This is a genomic window from Microbacterium gorillae, from assembly GCF_050990725.1.
GTDB lineage: Bacteria > Actinomycetota > Actinomycetes > Actinomycetales > Microbacteriaceae > Microbacterium > Microbacterium gorillae_A.
The window spans coordinates 1,730,398-1,743,999 of record NZ_CP158844.1 but is presented as its reverse complement, the minus strand read 5'-3'; the positions used below and the strand labels follow the sequence as shown (position 1 = coordinate 1,743,999).

The window sequence follows — 13,602 nt, the reverse complement described above, 5'->3', positions numbered from 1 at the left end:
GGATCGACCACGCGCGCGTTCGCCCTGAGCGTGCACGCGGCGTGAGGTCCGACCGGTGTCATAGGCTGTGGATGTTCGCCCCTTTCGGGGCAGAGAAGGGACACAACGTGGAGATCCGCATCGGCATCGCCAACATCGGTCGCGAGCTCAGCTTCGAAACCTCCCAGTCCGCAGACGACGTGCGAAGCGCCGTCGCCGAGGCGCTGGAGTCGAAGGCCGCCTCCGTGAACTTCAGCGACGACAAGGGCAACGCCTACATCGTGCCCACGGCATCGCTCGCCTACATCGAGATCGGCACCGAGGAGTCGCGCCGCGTCGGGTTCGTGGCCTGATATGTACATCCTTCTCGCTGTCATCGGCGGCATCCTGCTCGGCGCCGCCGCCCACGCGATGCTTCCCGCGCGCGCATCGCGCGGTGTCGTCGTCAGCGGCGCGCTCGGCGGAGCAGCCGCAGCGATCGTCTACACCGCCCTCACCTGGTCGGGAGTGGCGGAGTCGAGCGTCTGGATGTGGGTGGCCAGCCTCGGAGCGGCCATCGTGGTCGCCGTCCTCGGCACGGTCATCCTCACGCGCCAGCGCCTGTCGCACGACGCCGCGGAGGATGCGCGTCTCGGCATCGCCTGAGCACGCTTCATGGAAGGACCCGCACCGAAGTGCGGGTCCTTTTTCTGTGGGTCGGTGAGATCCGCGGTTCAGGAAGCGAGCCCGAGTGCGTCCATGCGCTTCGCGTGGCTCGCCATCAGGGCCGTGAACACCGGCTCGACCTGCTTCTCCTCGTCTGAGTCCAGTCGGGCGGGTCGAAGCGCGGCGCGGGCGACGAGCAGGGTGTCCCCCACCAGGCGTCGTCCCCACAGCGACAGCAGCCAGCGCCACTCGTCGTCGGCGGAGATGGTGTGCCGGAGGATCTCGGCGATCGCCTCCCGATCGGGGTCCGCGCCGAGGATTCGGACGACTCGGCGGCCGGTCTCGCCATAGCTGGAAGCCAGCGCGATGTAGAAGTCGTCCAGCATCCCCGCGGTGATGTGTACGGACAGCATGGTCTCGCGGGGCCGTTTGCCGATCGTCTTCCAGCGGAATGCATCCAGTTCCTCGCGGAAGGGGAGCATCACGTCGGTGGGGACTTCGCCGCGGGAGGTGATCACCTCGCACAGGCCCTGATGCTTGGTGAGTGCCGCGCCAGCCGCCTTGGAGAGTGCTTCCTTCTCGTCCAGATCCGGGGTGTTGCGGATCAGCCGGCTGAGCGTCTCGAAGTATCCCAATTGCAGGTAGGCCGCCTGTCCGAGAAAGGTATCGATCTCGGGCGCGAGCTCCGAGAAGTCGACGCGCTGCGCATCGCTCAACTCGTCGCGCCCGCGCAGCAGAAGGGTGCGCCCGGCGGGTCGCCGCTTCCAGAACCAGTTCACCACGCGCCCAGCCTACTGGGAGTGTCGTCGCAGACAGAGAATCCGGCTGGACCGGCCCCTGAAGCGCGTCATCCGGAGCTCTCGCAGCCGCCTCCGGTAGGCTGGATGCGCTCCGGCGTCGGATCGGAGCGCCGCGCCTGTGGCTGAGAGAAGGGCGTGGAACCTCCATCCCGGCAGGCTCACTGCCAGACAGGCTCGAATAACAGTGACTACTTTCGCCGATCTCGGCGTCGATCAGGACATCGTCGATGCCCTGGGCGCCAAGGGCATCATCGATGCGTTCCCGATCCAGGAGCAGACCATTCCGCTGTCCCTGCCCGGGCAAGACGTGATCGGTCAGGCCAAGACCGGAACCGGCAAGACCTTCGGGTTCGGAATCCCCGTGGTTCAGCGCCTCGGCCAGGACCCCACCCCCGGTGTGAAGGCGCTCATCGTCGTTCCCACGCGCGAGCTGGCGGTGCAGGTGTACGAGGACATGGAGCTGCTGACCTCCAACCGTTCCACGACCGTCGTCGCGATCTATGGCGGCAAGGCGTACGAGGGACAGATCGAGCAGCTGAAGGCGGGCGCGCAGATCGTCGTGGGCACCCCTGGCCGCCTGATCGACCTCGCCGGCCAGCGTCTGCTGGATCTGTCGCAGGCCACCGAGGTGGTCCTCGACGAGGCCGACAAGATGCTCGACCTCGGCTTCCTTCCCGACATCGAGAAGATCTTCCAGCGCGTTCCGGCGATCCGCCACACGCAGCTGTTCTCGGCGACCATGCCGGGGCAGATCGTCGCTCTCGCGCGCCGGTTCATGAGCAGCCCGATCCACATCCGCGCCACCGACCCGGACGAGGGTCTGACGCAGGCGAACATCAAGCACGTCATCTACCGTGCGCACTCGCTGGACAAGGACGAGATCATCTCCCGCATCCTGCAGGCGAACGGACGCGAGAAGGTCGTCATCTTCACCCGCACCAAGCGTGCAGCACAGAAGCTCGTGGATGAGCTCGGCGACCGCGGATTCAACGCAGCGGCCGTACACGGCGACATGAGCCAGGAGTCGCGCGAGCGCTCCATGGCCGCGTTCAAGGCAGGCAAGCGCGACGTTCTCATCGCCACCGACGTTGCGGCGCGCGGCATCGACGTTGACGACGTCACCCACGTCATCAACCACACGATCCCGGACGACGAGAAGACCTACCTGCACCGCGCGGGTCGCACGGGCCGCGCTGGCCGCACCGGCACCGCGGTGACCTTCGTCGACTGGGAGGACCTGCACAAGTGGGCCCTCATCAATCGTGCGCTGGAGTTCGGCCAGCCCGAGCCCACGGAGACCTACTCCTCCAGCCCCCACCTGTACACCGACCTGGACATTCCCGAGGGAACTAAGGGTCGCATCGTGAAGGCACCGGCGACGGCCACCGTGCGCACGCCGCGCCGCTCCGATGCAGCTGGCGGTGAGAGCCGCTCCGGCGAGGGTCGGTCGCGTCGCCGTCGCCGCAGCGGCGGGTCGTCCGCCGAGGGTGCGACCGCGACAGCGGCGGCCCCGCGTGCCGAAGGCACCGGTACCCACGACGGTGGCGGTTCTGAGCATCACGACGGCAACGCGCCCGCGCGTCGACGTCGCCGCCGTCGTCGTCCTGGTGGTGGCGGTGCGACGGGCGGAGCGCCCGCCGCTCCTGCCGAGTAAGCCAGATCGAATCCCGCCGTGCCTGCACGGCGGGATTCGTCGTTCAGGCGATCGGCCGACGTATGGGCGGGCGTGGTGGGTACACGAGGGTCACGAGCACGACGGAGATGATCATCAGCAGCCCCCAGCTGGAGAGCTTGGACAGCGACACCAGCTGCCATCCGTCCGCCTGATCCGGATACTGCCAGGCGCCGAACCGCGTGCCGATGTTCTCGGCGATCCAGATGAAGACCGCAACCCCGAGGAAAACGGGAACGAGCGGAAGTCGGATCGTGCGACGCCACACTCGTGCGTGCATCACCGTCGCGCCCCACAACAGCACGACGATCGCCGTCAGCACCCACCGCAGGTCCCAGATCCAGTGGTGCGTGAAGAAGTTGGCATAGATGGCAGCCGCGACGATCGCCGTCGCCCACACGGGTGGATAGCGGACGAATCCGAGATCGAACAGTCGGTACACGCGCACCAGGTACGAGCCGACTGCGGCGTACATGAACCCGGAGAACAGCGGGACGCCCGCGATCCGCAGCACGCCGCCGGCGTCATACTCCCAGGAGCCGACGTCCGTCTTGAACAGCTCCATCACCGTCCCGGTGATGTGGAAAAGGACGATCACCCACACCTCGCGACCGGCCTCCAGCCGCGTGGCCAGCATGACCACCTGGATGGCGACGGCGATGAGGGTGAGCAGGTCATTGCGCGTCAGGGGGAGGTCGTCCGGATACAGGACGCGCACCAGCATGATGGCCAGCAGCAGCGTCGCACCGAACACACACGCCCAGGCCTGCTTCGCCACGAACACGGCGAACTCCACAGCCGCGCCGCGCCAGCCGGTCTGTGGTGCTCGTGCCAGCAGTCGGCGTGCGCGGGCATCGATTCGGGCTTCGAGCCGCGTCGGGTTCAGCACCCGGCGACCCTAGCGCACGGATTCGGGAGGATTCCGAACTCAGGCGTCCGGTGGATAGACCGGCGGGGTGCCGGAGCCCTGGCTGATGATGGCGACGACGTTCTCGTCGGTGGTGGTGTTCTCGCCGGGGCGGTTCGGTTTGCCGGTGCCGTGGTAGTCGCTTGATCCGGTGACGATCAGCCCGTGTCGCTGGGCCAGTGCGTGCAGCGCCCGCTTGCCGTCGGCGGTGTTCTCGCGGTGGTCGATCTCGAAACCGGCGAGGCCCAGGTCGATGAGCTCTTCCAGCACCGCGATCGGGAGCATGCCGGCGCGACCGTGCGGTGCCGGGTGCGCCATGATCGGCACTCCCCCGGCGTCGCGGATGAGCCGAACGGCATCGCGCGGATCGGGTGAGTACAGCGGGACGATATAGCCCGTGCGCGGATGCAGGATGCCGGCGAAGGCCTCCTCCCGATCGCGCACGATGCCGCGGGCGATCAGCGCGTCCGCGATGTGCGGCCGCCCGATCGTCGCATCCTCGAGGCGCTGTGCCAGCACGTCGTCCCACGTGAGTGCGTAGTCCGCGGCGATGTTGCCAACGATGCGCGCGGCGCGTCCGAGGCGGTCCTCACGGATGCGCTCGGTCTCGGCGAGAAGGTCGGCATCGTCGGGATCGAACAGATACGCGAGCATGTGGATGCTCTGCCACTGATATCGGGTCGACAGCTCCATGCCCGGGATTAGCGTCATGCCGAGTTCCCGTGTGCGTGCCGCCGCCTCGCTCCACCCCGAGGTGGTGTCGTGATCGGTGAGGGACACCGTGCGCAATCCCTGCGCGTGGGCTGCCGAGATGACCTCGCGGGGATGCTCGGTGCCGTCCGAGCGCGACGAGTGCAGGTGCAGGTCGGCGGGACCGCGGAAGCGCACGTCGGTGGTCATCCTCTGAGCGTATCGCGGGCGTGCGCGGACCGTTCTCTCAGCGGGGCGGCCTAGGCTCGGAAGCGTGTTGCGAATGCTCGGTCTGTTGATCACGGTGTGCGCCGCGATCGCAACGGCGATCGTGACGTGGCCGCAGTTCTTCCATCTCGAGCGCACCTTCCCGTTCGCCCAGGGGGTCGCCTCCCGCGGACTCCTCGCGGTCGTCTTCGTCTGCGTGGCCATCCTCGCCCTCCTGCTCTCCTTTGCGAAGTCGATCCGCGGATTCGCTGCCTCGCTCGCGATCATCGGCATCATCGGAGCGGGCGCGAACGGTGCGATCCTCGCGGTCCGCGGTTTCGGCACGCAGGCGCTGCCGGACAAGACCGCGACGAGCCTGCGCGTGATGGCATGGAACACGGCGGGTGAAGCGACACCCGCGGACACCATCGCGGAGACCGCGGTGGCCATGGACGCCGATATCGTCTCCCTTCCCGAGACCGCGGAGTCGGTGGGCGAGCGCGTCGCCGTCGCCATGCGCGACCTGGGCCGCCCGATGTGGGTCTTGCACGTCTCGTTCAACCAGACCGACTACGAGGGTCCGCAGGCCTGGGAGACCACCATCCTCATCTCCCCCCAGCTCGGCGACTACTCCGTGATCCAGTCGTCGGAGGACGGCACCAGCAACACGGGTTCACTGCCCAGCGCCGTGGCCATGCCCGTCGATGGCAACGGTCCGACGATCGTCGCCGTCCATGCGGTCGCCCCGCGCCCAGCGCAGATGTCCGCGTGGGAGAAGGATCTGCAGTGGATCGCCGATCAGTGCGCCGGCGGGAACGTGATCCTGGCCGGGGACTTCAACGCCACGATCGACCACATGGCCTCCCTCGGCACCGGTGAGGGGCAGATGGGTCAGTGCACCGATGCCGCCGCCGTCACGGGCAACGGTGCCGTGGGCACCTGGCCCACCGGCATCCCCGCACTCGCGGGCGTTCCAATCGACCACGTGATGACCTCGAAGTCGTGGACGGCGACGGGCTCGGTGGTGCTGCGTTCGCTGGACGACTCCGGCAGCGATCATCGTCCGCTCATCGTCCAGCTGGAGCCGACCGGCTGATCTTCGCCGACCCCCTCGTGAGAGGATGGAGGCATGAGCACGACAGGTGACGAGGCCCCCGTGGCCGAGAGCGAGACCCCCGCAGTCAGCAACCGCAAGCAGCCGTTCCCGCAGGGGTTCCTCGACACCATCTCCGAGGGATGGGCCGAGCGTGACGAAGCACAGGCATCCGCTCGCGAGCAGGCTGCTTTCGCTGCGCGCAGACGTGCCGCCGTCTCCGCGGCGTTCCCCGGCAAGCGTCTCGTGATTCCCGCCGGTTCCGTCAAGCAGCGCAGCAACGACACCGACTACCCCTTCCGCGCGCACTCCGCGTTCAGCCACCTGACCGGGTGGGGAAGCGACTCGGAGCCCGACTCCGTTCTGGTGCTCGACCCCACAGACGACGGCCACACCGCCACCCTCTACTTCCGTGAGCGCGCCGACCGCACCACGTCCGAGTTCTACTCCAACGCGTCGATCGGAGAATTCTGGATCGGCCCTCGTCCGTCGCTCGGCGCGGTCGCAGTGGATCTCGGCCTGGGGACGGCGCACGTCGATTCCTTCGAGGCCCGCGATGGCGACCTGGTCGTGGAGAGCGACGACGCCCTGACCTCGTTCGTCTCCGAGCTGCGATTCGTCAAGGACGAGTACGAGATCGCCCAGATGCGCGAGGCCGTGCGAGTCACCGCAGATGGTTTCGATGACATCATCCGTGAACTGCCCCGCGCCATCGCGCACGCGAAGGGTGAGCGGGTGGTGGAGGGGGTCTTCCACCAGCGTGCGCGCACGGACGGCAACTGGGAGGGCTACGACACCATCGCGGCGTCGGGCGCCCACGCCACGTACCTGCACTGGACCCGCAACGACGGCGCCGTCCGTCCCGGCGACCTCATCCTCGTCGACGCCGGTGCCGAGCTCGACAGCCTGTACACGGCGGACATCACGCGGACGCTGCCGGTGTCGGGCACCTTCACCGACATCCAGCGCAAGATCTACGAGGCTGTGCGTGAAGCGGCCGATGCCGCCTTCGCCATCGTGAAGCCGGGCATCCGCTTCCGCCAGGTGCACGAGACCGCCATGACGGTGATCGCGGCGCGCGTGGCCGAGTGGGGCCTGCTTCCCGTCACCGCCGAAGAGGCGCTGGACGCGGATCGGGGCGGACAGCACCGGCGTTACATGGTCCACGGCACCAGCCACCACCTCGGCATCGACGTGCACGACTGCGCCGCAGCCCGTCGCGAGATGTACTACGACGGCACCATCGAGGAGGGCATGGTCTTCACGATCGAGCCCGGACTGTACTTCCAGGCGGACGATCTGACCGTTCCCGCGGAGTACCGCGGCATCGGCGTGCGCATCGAGGACGACATCCTGGTGACCGCGGACGGTGCTGAGAACCTCTCGGCCGCGATCCCGCGCACCGCCGACGAGGTGGAAGCCTGGATGGCACGCGTGCAGCACGGCTGAAACGCCCATTCATGACAACGCCCGCGCGAGGAGTTCCCTCGCGCGGGCGTTTCGTGCTTCCCCGGTGTCAGCCGACGACCCTCGTTCAGCTCAGGATGAAGTCGCTCACGACTGGTGCCAGCTCGGCACCGATCACGTCCGCCGTTCGCTTGTTTCCCTTGACCTCGAAGCCGTGCGTTCCGCCGTCGACCCAGTGCAACTGCGCGTTGATGCAGGCCGCGACCGCCTCTTCCAGCTGGGAGTGAGGATCGACGAACGGATCGCGCGTGCCGGAGATGAACAGCTGAGGCTGCGCAATCCTCGGCAGGTGATCGGCGCGCGGGGCTTCCGGCTTTCCCGGTGCATGAAGGGGGTAGCCCAGATAGATCAGGCCCGCCGTGGGGAGTCCCTCGGCTACGGCCATCGATGCCATCCGCCCGCCGTATGAACGACCGGCGAACCAGGTCGGCCCCGACAGCTCGGGGTGCTGGTCGACATGCGCGGCCACAGCCTCCCACGTGGCGAGCGCATGCGTCGCGGGCCCCGGCATCCGCCGACCAGCCTCGACGTAGGGGAAGTTGAAGCGCACGGTGGCGATACCGCTTCCCCGCAGCGCGGCCGCCATCCCGACCAGGAAGCCGTGATCCATCGTCGATCCCGCGCCGTGGGCGAGGATGAGCGTCGCGCGGGCATCGACCACTGGTTCGACGGCGATGTGGATCGCGATCTCCGTTCCGGCGGGCAGCAGAACGGGGATCGTGGACGTGGCGCTGGGCGTCACGGCTTGCGCTCGGAGTCGTCGTTCGATGTTTCGCCGGCGGATGCCTCAGAGGGAGCCGGGCCGACCGAATCCGCGGGAGCCGCATCGGTGGCAGGCGCAGACGCCTCGGTGGGTGCCTGGCTCTCCGGGGCCGGAGCCTCGTCAGCCGACGCACCGGTCACCGGATCCACTCGCACGCCGAAGCGGGGCGGCTGCTCCGGCCCGGACGCGGCCGGGCTGGGAGCGGGTGGCGCCGGTGGCTGAGCCGTGGCCGGACGCTCCGACGGATCGACCCGCACGCCATACCGCGGCGGCTCATTCGCCGGTGATGGGCGGGATGCCGGAGCCGCGGGCGGCTGCGCCGCGGGGCGCGTCGCCGCCGGATCAACGCGCTCGCCGTAGCGCGGCGGCTCGTTCGAGGCAGGCGCGGCCGGTCGAGCGGGGGGACGGTGCCCACCCGGTGCGGTGCCGAGCACCTGCCGTGCCTTGTGGATGCTGGTGGGCATCACGGTCACCTCGTAGTGATCCGCGACCACCTGCATGACGCTGGCGTAGTCGCGACGACGACGGATGAGCGTGTAGGCGATCAGACTCATCAGCATGCCGAGCGCCACGCCCACCACCATGCAGCCGAGGAACAGCTGCATCAGGTTCTGCTCGACGCCGAACGTGAGCACCAGCGAGAAGATCAGGCCAAGGAAGATGCCGTTCACAGCGCCCTGACGCGCTGCCGTGGCGTAGCCCAGCTTGCCGGTGATGCGCTCGATCGAGCGCAGACCGCGGCCCACGATCGCGATCTCGCGTGCCGGGATCTCAGCCTGGATGAGCGCCGAGACCGCCTTCTGCGCGCCCGTGTACTCGGGGAACGACCCGACGACCTCGCCGACCTCCGTGTTGCCGCCCAGGGGGCCCATCATGCTCACTGGTCTGTCTCTCCTCCGTCAGCGTTCGCGATGACCGGCACCACAGCTGTGGCGCCACGCCCTCACCGCGCTCTTCGTCCATTCTTCCATGCGCACCTTTCGATCCCCCGGGAGCCCAGCATTCGGCGACTACGCTGAGAGCGTGAGTACTCAGCGGGTTTTCGTCGCGCGCCTGCACGGCTGCACGGTCTTCGACCCTTCCGGCGATCGTCTCGGCAAGGTCCGCGATGTCGTCGTGGTGTACCGAAAATCCGACCCGCCCCGCGTCATCGGCCTGGTCTGCGAGATCCCCGGTCGCCGCCAGGTGTTCCTCTCGATCGGCCGCGTGACGTCCATCTCGCAGGGCCAGGTGATCACCACCGGGCTCATGAACGTCCGCCGCTTCGAACAGCGTGGCGGCGAGGTCCGCGTGCTCGCCGAGCTGGTTGGCCGACGCGTGGACATGGCCGACGGCTCCGGCAACGCGGTCATCGAGGACGTGGCCATCGAGCGCAACCGCATCGGCGAATGGGGCGTGACTCAGCTGTTCCTGCGCCGTCCGAAGACCAGCGCGTCGCCGTTCGCCAAGGGCGCCACCACGTTCGCGACGTGGGGTCAGGTACGCGAGCAGCATCGTCCGGGCGAGGCCCAGTCCGCCGAGCAGCTGGTCGCCTCGTACTCGGAGTTGAAGCCTGCCGACCTCGCCAACACCCTCCTTGACCTTCCTGAGACGCGCATGATCGAGGTCGCGGAGGAGCTCCCGGACGATCGCCTCGCCGACGTGCTGGAGGAGATGCCCGAGGACGAGCAGATGCACATCCTTGAGCAGCTGGGCGACGAGCGCGCCGCCGACATCCTCGACCAGATGGAGCCCGACGACGCCGCCGACCTGCTCGCCCAGCTTCCCGAGGGTCGCCTGCAGCACCTGCTGGAGCTCATGGAGCCCGAAGAGGCCGAGGATGTGCGCACGCTGCTGCAGTACGGCCCCGACACCGCCGGCGGTCTGATGACCCCGGAGCCGATCATCATGTCGGCGGAGGCCACGGTGGCCGAGGCGCTTGCGCTGATCCGCCGCCACGAACTGCACCCCGCGCTGGCCGCGGCGGTGTTCGTCACCCTTCCGCCCTACGAGACGCCCACCGGACGCCTGCTGGGCGTGGTGCACTTCCAGCGCATGCTGCGCTACCCGCCGCACGAGCGGCTGGGCGCCATCCTGGACGATCTGGAACCGGTGCAGGCGACGGCCTCCGCGACGGAGGTCGCGCGCATGCTGGCGTCCTACGACCTCGTGTCCCTGCCGGTGGTCGACATCGCGCACCGCCTCGTGGGCGTCGTGAGCGTGGACGATGTCCTCGACTACCTCCTGCCCGATGACTGGCGCTCCTACGACGAGGAGGAGGCCACCGGGTCGATCCCCGTGGTCCGCCCCGCTCCGGGGTCTGGCGCATGATGGCGCGCGACAACGCCCTCGACTCCCCCGCTCGTCGGGGACGAGCGCAGCCGAAGCAGTCCCGCGACCGCTTCGGGCGCTTCACCGAGTGGATCGCGCGGGCAATGGGAACTCCCACGTTCCTCGCCCTGCTCACCCTGTTCTGCGCGGCGTGGATCGCGTGGAACTCGCTGATGCCCGCCGCGGTGCGCTTCGATGAGGTCTCCAACGGCTTCACCGCGCTCACCCTGGTCCTCAGCCTGCAGGCGTCCTACGCGGCACCGCTGATCCTGCTCGCGCAGAACCGGCAGGACGACCGCGATCGCGTGCAGATCGAGCAGGACCGGCAGCGTGCCGAGCGCAACCTCGCCGACACCGAGTACCTGGCGCGAGAGGTCGTGGCGTTGCGCATGGCGATGACGGATCTCGTCGAGCAGTCCGTCTCGCGCGACGTGCTCCGCCACGAGCTGCGTGCGCTGCTCAGCGAACTCGACGAGCGAGCGAACGCGGAGCACCACGACAGCACAGCATCCAAGAAGGAGTCGCGGTGAGCCTCACCGAGCAGGTCCGCACCGCCGTGGGCGGCGTGGTCGATCCGGAGCTGCGACGCACGCTCGCCGAGCTCGATATGCTGCGCGACATCACGGTCACCGAGGATGCCGCCCAGGTGGGCATCGCCCTCACCATCGTGGGCTGCCCGGCTGCCACGCGCATCGAGCGTGAAGTGCGAGAGGCGGCCGCACGGGTACCGGGGATTGCGTCGGTCGATGTCACGGTGGGCGTGATGACTCCCGAAGAGCGCCGTGCCCTCACCGAGCGGCTGCGCGACGGCCGCCCGGCGCGCACGATGCCGTTCGGCCCCGATTCCCTCACTCGCGTGATCGCCGTGACCAGCGGCAAGGGCGGCGTGGGCAAGTCGACCATGACCGCGAATCTGGCCGTGGCCCTCGCCCAACGCGGCCTTCGCGTCGGCCTGGTCGACGCCGACGTTCACGGCTTCTCGATCCCGGGGCTGCTGGGAGTTCCCGCCGGGACCACTCCCACGCGGATCGACGAGATGATCCTGCCGCCGGTCGCACACGACGTGAAGGTGATCTCGATCGGCATGTTCCTGCGCGATGGCGACGGTGCCGTGGCGTGGCGGGGGCCGATGCTGCATCGCACGGTGCAGCAGTTCCTCACGGACGTGCACTTCGGCGACCTCGACGTGCTGCTGCTCGACATGCCGCCCGGCACGGGAGACATCGCGATCTCCGTGGGTCAGCTGCTTCCCGGGGCGGAGGTGCTCGTGATCACGACGCCGCAGCCGGCCGCCGCGGAGGTCGCGGTTCGATCCGGCACCGTGGCACGTCAGACCGGGCAGCGTGTCATCGGCGTCGTGGAGACCATGTCGCCCATGACGCTGCCGGACGGTCAGGAGTTCGCGATGTTCGGCTCCGGCGGCGGCAAGAGCGTGGCTGCAGCGCTGAGCCTGCCGGATCAGCCCGTCGAGCTCCTTGCCTCCGTACCGCTCAGCATGGCGTTGCGTCAGGGCGGTGACGCTGGAGAGCCGGTGGTGGTCTCGGACCCGACCGACCCGGCCGCTGTCGCGATCATCGGCCTTGCCGAGCGGGTTGCCACCGTCGGACGCGGCCTCGCGCGTCGCACCCTGCCGTTCCACACGGCCTGAGTCCGAACCGGCTCAGGTGGCCTCGGCGTCGTAGGGCGGGATCTCCCCCGCGGGAAGCCGGTTCGAGGTGCGCGGGGTGGAACGTGTGAACAGCGCACTCGCCCCGCTGGAGTGCGGACTGCTGGCCGCGGGTGCGGGCGCGGCGACAGTGGCGGCCCCGACCGCGCCCGCCGTCGCCGCAGCCGCCGTGGGGGTCGGACCCATGACATCATCCAGCAGGGCCTCACGGATGATGCGACGGGGGTCGTACTGACGCGGGTCGAGTTTGCGCCAGTCGGTCTCGGTGAACTCCGGCCCCATCTCCTCCGCCGCGCGATCCTTCACACCGCGGATCACCTCGCCGGCCTTCTTGATGAGCCGAGCCAGCCCCTCCGCGTAGCGCGGGAGCCGCTCGGGACCGACGAGGACCACAGCGATCAGCGCGATCACCAGCAGCTTGTCGGGCCCCGGGATGAAGTTCATGGATTCAGATTACCGGTCGCGCCTCACCGACAGTCGCGCACACCGCGCCTAGCCTGAATACGGAGGAGCAATGAGCGAGCTGGATGCGATCGCCCGTTTTGCACGGGAGTCCATCATCGAACCCGACCACATCGCGCGCGCACGCGCGCACGCGCTGGAGGTCGGTGCCGCACCGATCTCGCCGGGGGTCGGATCGCAGGCCGCGGTGATCGCGGCGACCACTGCCGCTACCAGCATCATGGAGATCGGCACGGGGGCTGGCGTGTCCGGGCTGTGGCTGCTGCACGGTGCTCCGAACGCCGTGCTCACGACCATCGACAAGGAGCCCGAGCATCTGGGCGTCGCGCGCCAGTCGTTCCAGGAAGCCCGCGTTCCGGCTGCTCGCGCGCGCTTCATCACGGGCCGCGCGCTCGACGTGCTTCCCCGCATGAACGAGGGATCGTATGACATCGTGCTGGTCGACGCCGACCCGGAGAACGTCATCGCGTACGTCGAACACGGTCTGCGCCTGGTGCGCGCCGGCGGCACCGTGCTGATTCCTCGCGTTCTCGGCGGCGGACGTGTAGCCGATCCGGTCCAGCGCGACGAGATCACCCGGGCCTATCGCTCCCTGATCCAGGAGGTTCAGGCCTCCCCCGCCGTCGTGGGCGCCCTGTCGACCGTGAACGAGGGTCTGCTGCAGCTCACGGTGCTCGCCGACCGCTGAGCCGGACAACAGTGAAGGCGGTCGGGCTGCTGCCCGACCGCCTTCACTGTCTGCGGTGCGTCACGCGGCGTTGACAACGCCTCCGAGCACGGAGTGCAGTTCCTTGGCCTCTTCGTCATTCACGGAGACGACGAGACGGCCTCCCCCTTCGAGCGGAACTCGAACGATGATGAGGCGACCTTCCTTGACCGCTTCCATCGGTCCGTCGCCGGTCCTGGGCTTCATGGCTGCCATGTCGGCTCCCTTTCATCCT

At 68.7% G+C, this 13,602-nt stretch carries 16 protein-coding genes; 9 read left to right on the top strand and 7 right to left on the bottom strand.

The window, feature by feature from the left end; translation table 11 throughout:
- The first annotated feature begins 107 nt into the window (after positions 1-107).
- Both ABTV68_RS07665 and ABTV68_RS07660 read left to right on the top strand, forming a co-directional pair.
- On the top strand, positions 108-332 hold the full coding sequence (locus ABTV68_RS07665; RefSeq protein ID WP_433677573.1) for a DUF3107 domain-containing protein: 225 nt from the start codon (positions 108-110) through the stop codon (positions 330-332).
- A 1-nt stretch (position 333) separates the two neighbouring features.
- Positions 334-624, top strand: a complete 291-nt coding sequence (locus tag ABTV68_RS07660; RefSeq protein ID WP_433677036.1) for a hypothetical protein — start codon at positions 334-336, stop codon at positions 622-624.
- A gap of 68 nt (positions 625-692) precedes the next feature.
- On the opposite strand, the gene ABTV68_RS07655 is transcribed toward ABTV68_RS07660, so the two are convergent.
- Entirely contained in the window at positions 693-1,406 is a 714-nt protein-coding gene (locus ABTV68_RS07655; protein ID WP_433677035.1) for a ferritin-like fold-containing protein, read from the bottom strand.
- 202 nt (positions 1,407-1,608) lie between these two features.
- On the opposite strand from ABTV68_RS07655, the gene ABTV68_RS07650 reads away from it, so the two are divergent.
- Positions 1,609-3,078 carry a DEAD/DEAH box helicase gene (locus tag ABTV68_RS07650; RefSeq protein ID WP_433677033.1) on the top strand — a complete coding sequence of 490 codons (1,470 nt, stop codon included), beginning with the start codon at positions 1,609-1,611 and terminating at the stop codon, positions 3,076-3,078.
- 43 nt (positions 3,079-3,121) lie between these two features.
- Here the strand turns inward: ABTV68_RS07650 and ABTV68_RS07645 are convergent, their stop codons facing one another.
- Both ABTV68_RS07645 and ABTV68_RS07640 read right to left on the bottom strand, forming a co-directional pair.
- A complete protein-coding gene (locus tag ABTV68_RS07645; RefSeq protein WP_433677032.1) occupies positions 3,122-3,985 on the bottom strand; it encodes a DUF817 domain-containing protein in 864 nt (287 codons plus the stop codon).
- A gap of 39 nt (positions 3,986-4,024) precedes the next feature.
- Positions 4,025-4,903: a PHP domain-containing protein gene (locus tag ABTV68_RS07640; RefSeq protein WP_433677031.1), complete on the bottom strand. Its 879-nt coding sequence runs from the start codon at positions 4,901-4,903 to the stop codon at positions 4,025-4,027.
- Positions 4,904-4,967: 64 nt separating this feature from the next.
- Between ABTV68_RS07640 and ABTV68_RS07635 the strand changes: the two genes are divergently transcribed.
- Together ABTV68_RS07635 and ABTV68_RS07630 are read left to right on the top strand one after the other, a co-directional pair.
- On the top strand, positions 4,968-5,996 hold the full coding sequence (locus ABTV68_RS07635; RefSeq protein WP_433677030.1) for an endonuclease/exonuclease/phosphatase family protein: 1,029 nt from the start codon (positions 4,968-4,970) through the stop codon (positions 5,994-5,996).
- A 33-nt stretch (positions 5,997-6,029) separates the two neighbouring features.
- Positions 6,030-7,442, top strand: a complete 1,413-nt coding sequence (locus ABTV68_RS07630) for an aminopeptidase P family protein (protein ID WP_433677029.1) — start codon at positions 6,030-6,032, stop codon at positions 7,440-7,442.
- A gap of 85 nt (positions 7,443-7,527) precedes the next feature.
- Here the strand turns inward: ABTV68_RS07630 and ABTV68_RS07625 are convergent, their stop codons facing one another.
- Together ABTV68_RS07625 and ABTV68_RS07620 are read right to left on the bottom strand one after the other, a co-directional pair.
- On the bottom strand, positions 7,528-8,202 hold the full coding sequence (locus tag ABTV68_RS07625) for an alpha/beta hydrolase family protein (RefSeq protein WP_433677028.1): 675 nt from the start codon (positions 8,200-8,202) through the stop codon (positions 7,528-7,530).
- Complete coding sequence (locus ABTV68_RS07620; protein WP_433677572.1) at positions 8,199-9,098, bottom strand: general stress protein; 900 nt, start codon at positions 9,096-9,098, stop codon at positions 8,199-8,201. The genes ABTV68_RS07625 and ABTV68_RS07620 overlap by 4 nt, the downstream gene beginning before the upstream one ends.
- Before the next feature lie 148 nt (positions 9,099-9,246).
- Here ABTV68_RS07620 and ABTV68_RS07615 point away from each other — a divergent pair, with 148 nt between their 5' ends.
- From ABTV68_RS07615 to ABTV68_RS07605, 3 genes are read left to right on the top strand one after another with little or no spacing between them, the layout of a single operon-like run.
- Entirely contained in the window at positions 9,247-10,533 is a 1,287-nt protein-coding gene (locus ABTV68_RS07615) for a magnesium transporter (protein WP_433677027.1), read from the top strand.
- Positions 10,533-11,063, top strand: a complete 531-nt coding sequence (locus tag ABTV68_RS07610) for a DUF1003 domain-containing protein (protein WP_433677571.1) — start codon at positions 10,533-10,535, stop codon at positions 11,061-11,063. Before ABTV68_RS07615 ends, ABTV68_RS07610 begins: the two co-directional genes overlap by 1 nt.
- On the top strand, positions 11,060-12,181 hold the full coding sequence (locus ABTV68_RS07605; RefSeq protein ID WP_433677026.1) for an Mrp/NBP35 family ATP-binding protein: 1,122 nt from the start codon (positions 11,060-11,062) through the stop codon (positions 12,179-12,181). The genes ABTV68_RS07610 and ABTV68_RS07605 overlap by 4 nt, the downstream gene beginning before the upstream one ends.
- Before the next feature lie 12 nt (positions 12,182-12,193).
- Here the strand turns inward: ABTV68_RS07605 and ABTV68_RS07600 are convergent, their stop codons facing one another.
- On the bottom strand, positions 12,194-12,643 hold the full coding sequence (locus tag ABTV68_RS07600; RefSeq protein ID WP_433677025.1) for a Sec-independent protein translocase TatB: 450 nt from the start codon (positions 12,641-12,643) through the stop codon (positions 12,194-12,196).
- Positions 12,644-12,713: 70 nt separating this feature from the next.
- Between ABTV68_RS07600 and ABTV68_RS07595 the strand changes: the two genes are divergently transcribed.
- Entirely contained in the window at positions 12,714-13,349 is a 636-nt protein-coding gene (locus ABTV68_RS07595; RefSeq protein WP_433677023.1) for an O-methyltransferase, read from the top strand.
- Between the two features lie 60 nt (positions 13,350-13,409).
- On the opposite strand, the gene ABTV68_RS07590 is transcribed toward ABTV68_RS07595, so the two are convergent.
- Positions 13,410-13,583 (bottom strand): DUF3117 domain-containing protein, encoded by a 174-nt coding sequence (locus tag ABTV68_RS07590; RefSeq protein WP_404923596.1) that lies wholly within the window; start codon positions 13,581-13,583, stop codon positions 13,410-13,412.
- Between the last annotated feature and the right edge of the window lie 19 nt (positions 13,584-13,602).

Excerpts from the sequence above, each read along its gene's own strand:
- ABTV68_RS07660 (WP_433677036.1), top strand. The coding sequence starts at position 334 with ATGTACATCCTTCTCGCTGTCATCGGCGGCATCCTGCTCGGCGCCGCC.
- ABTV68_RS07640 (WP_433677031.1), bottom strand. The coding sequence starts at position 4,903 with ATGACCACCGACGTGCGCTTCCGCGGTCCCGCCGACCTGCACCTGCAC.
- ABTV68_RS07630 (WP_433677029.1), top strand. The coding sequence starts at position 6,030 with ATGAGCACGACAGGTGACGAGGCCCCCGTGGCCGAGAGCGAGACCCCC.
- ABTV68_RS07620 (WP_433677572.1), bottom strand. The coding sequence starts at position 9,098 with ATGATGGGCCCCCTGGGCGGCAACACGGAGGTCGGCGAGGTCGTCGGG.
- ABTV68_RS07610 (WP_433677571.1), top strand. The coding sequence starts at position 10,533 with ATGGCGCGCGACAACGCCCTCGACTCCCCCGCTCGTCGGGGACGAGCG.
- ABTV68_RS07600 (WP_433677025.1), bottom strand. The coding sequence starts at position 12,643 with ATGAACTTCATCCCGGGGCCCGACAAGCTGCTGGTGATCGCGCTGATC.
- ABTV68_RS07595 (WP_433677023.1), top strand. The coding sequence starts at position 12,714 with ATGAGCGAGCTGGATGCGATCGCCCGTTTTGCACGGGAGTCCATCATC.
- ABTV68_RS07590 (WP_404923596.1), bottom strand. The coding sequence starts at position 13,583 with ATGGCAGCCATGAAGCCCAGGACCGGCGACGGACCGATGGAAGCGGTC.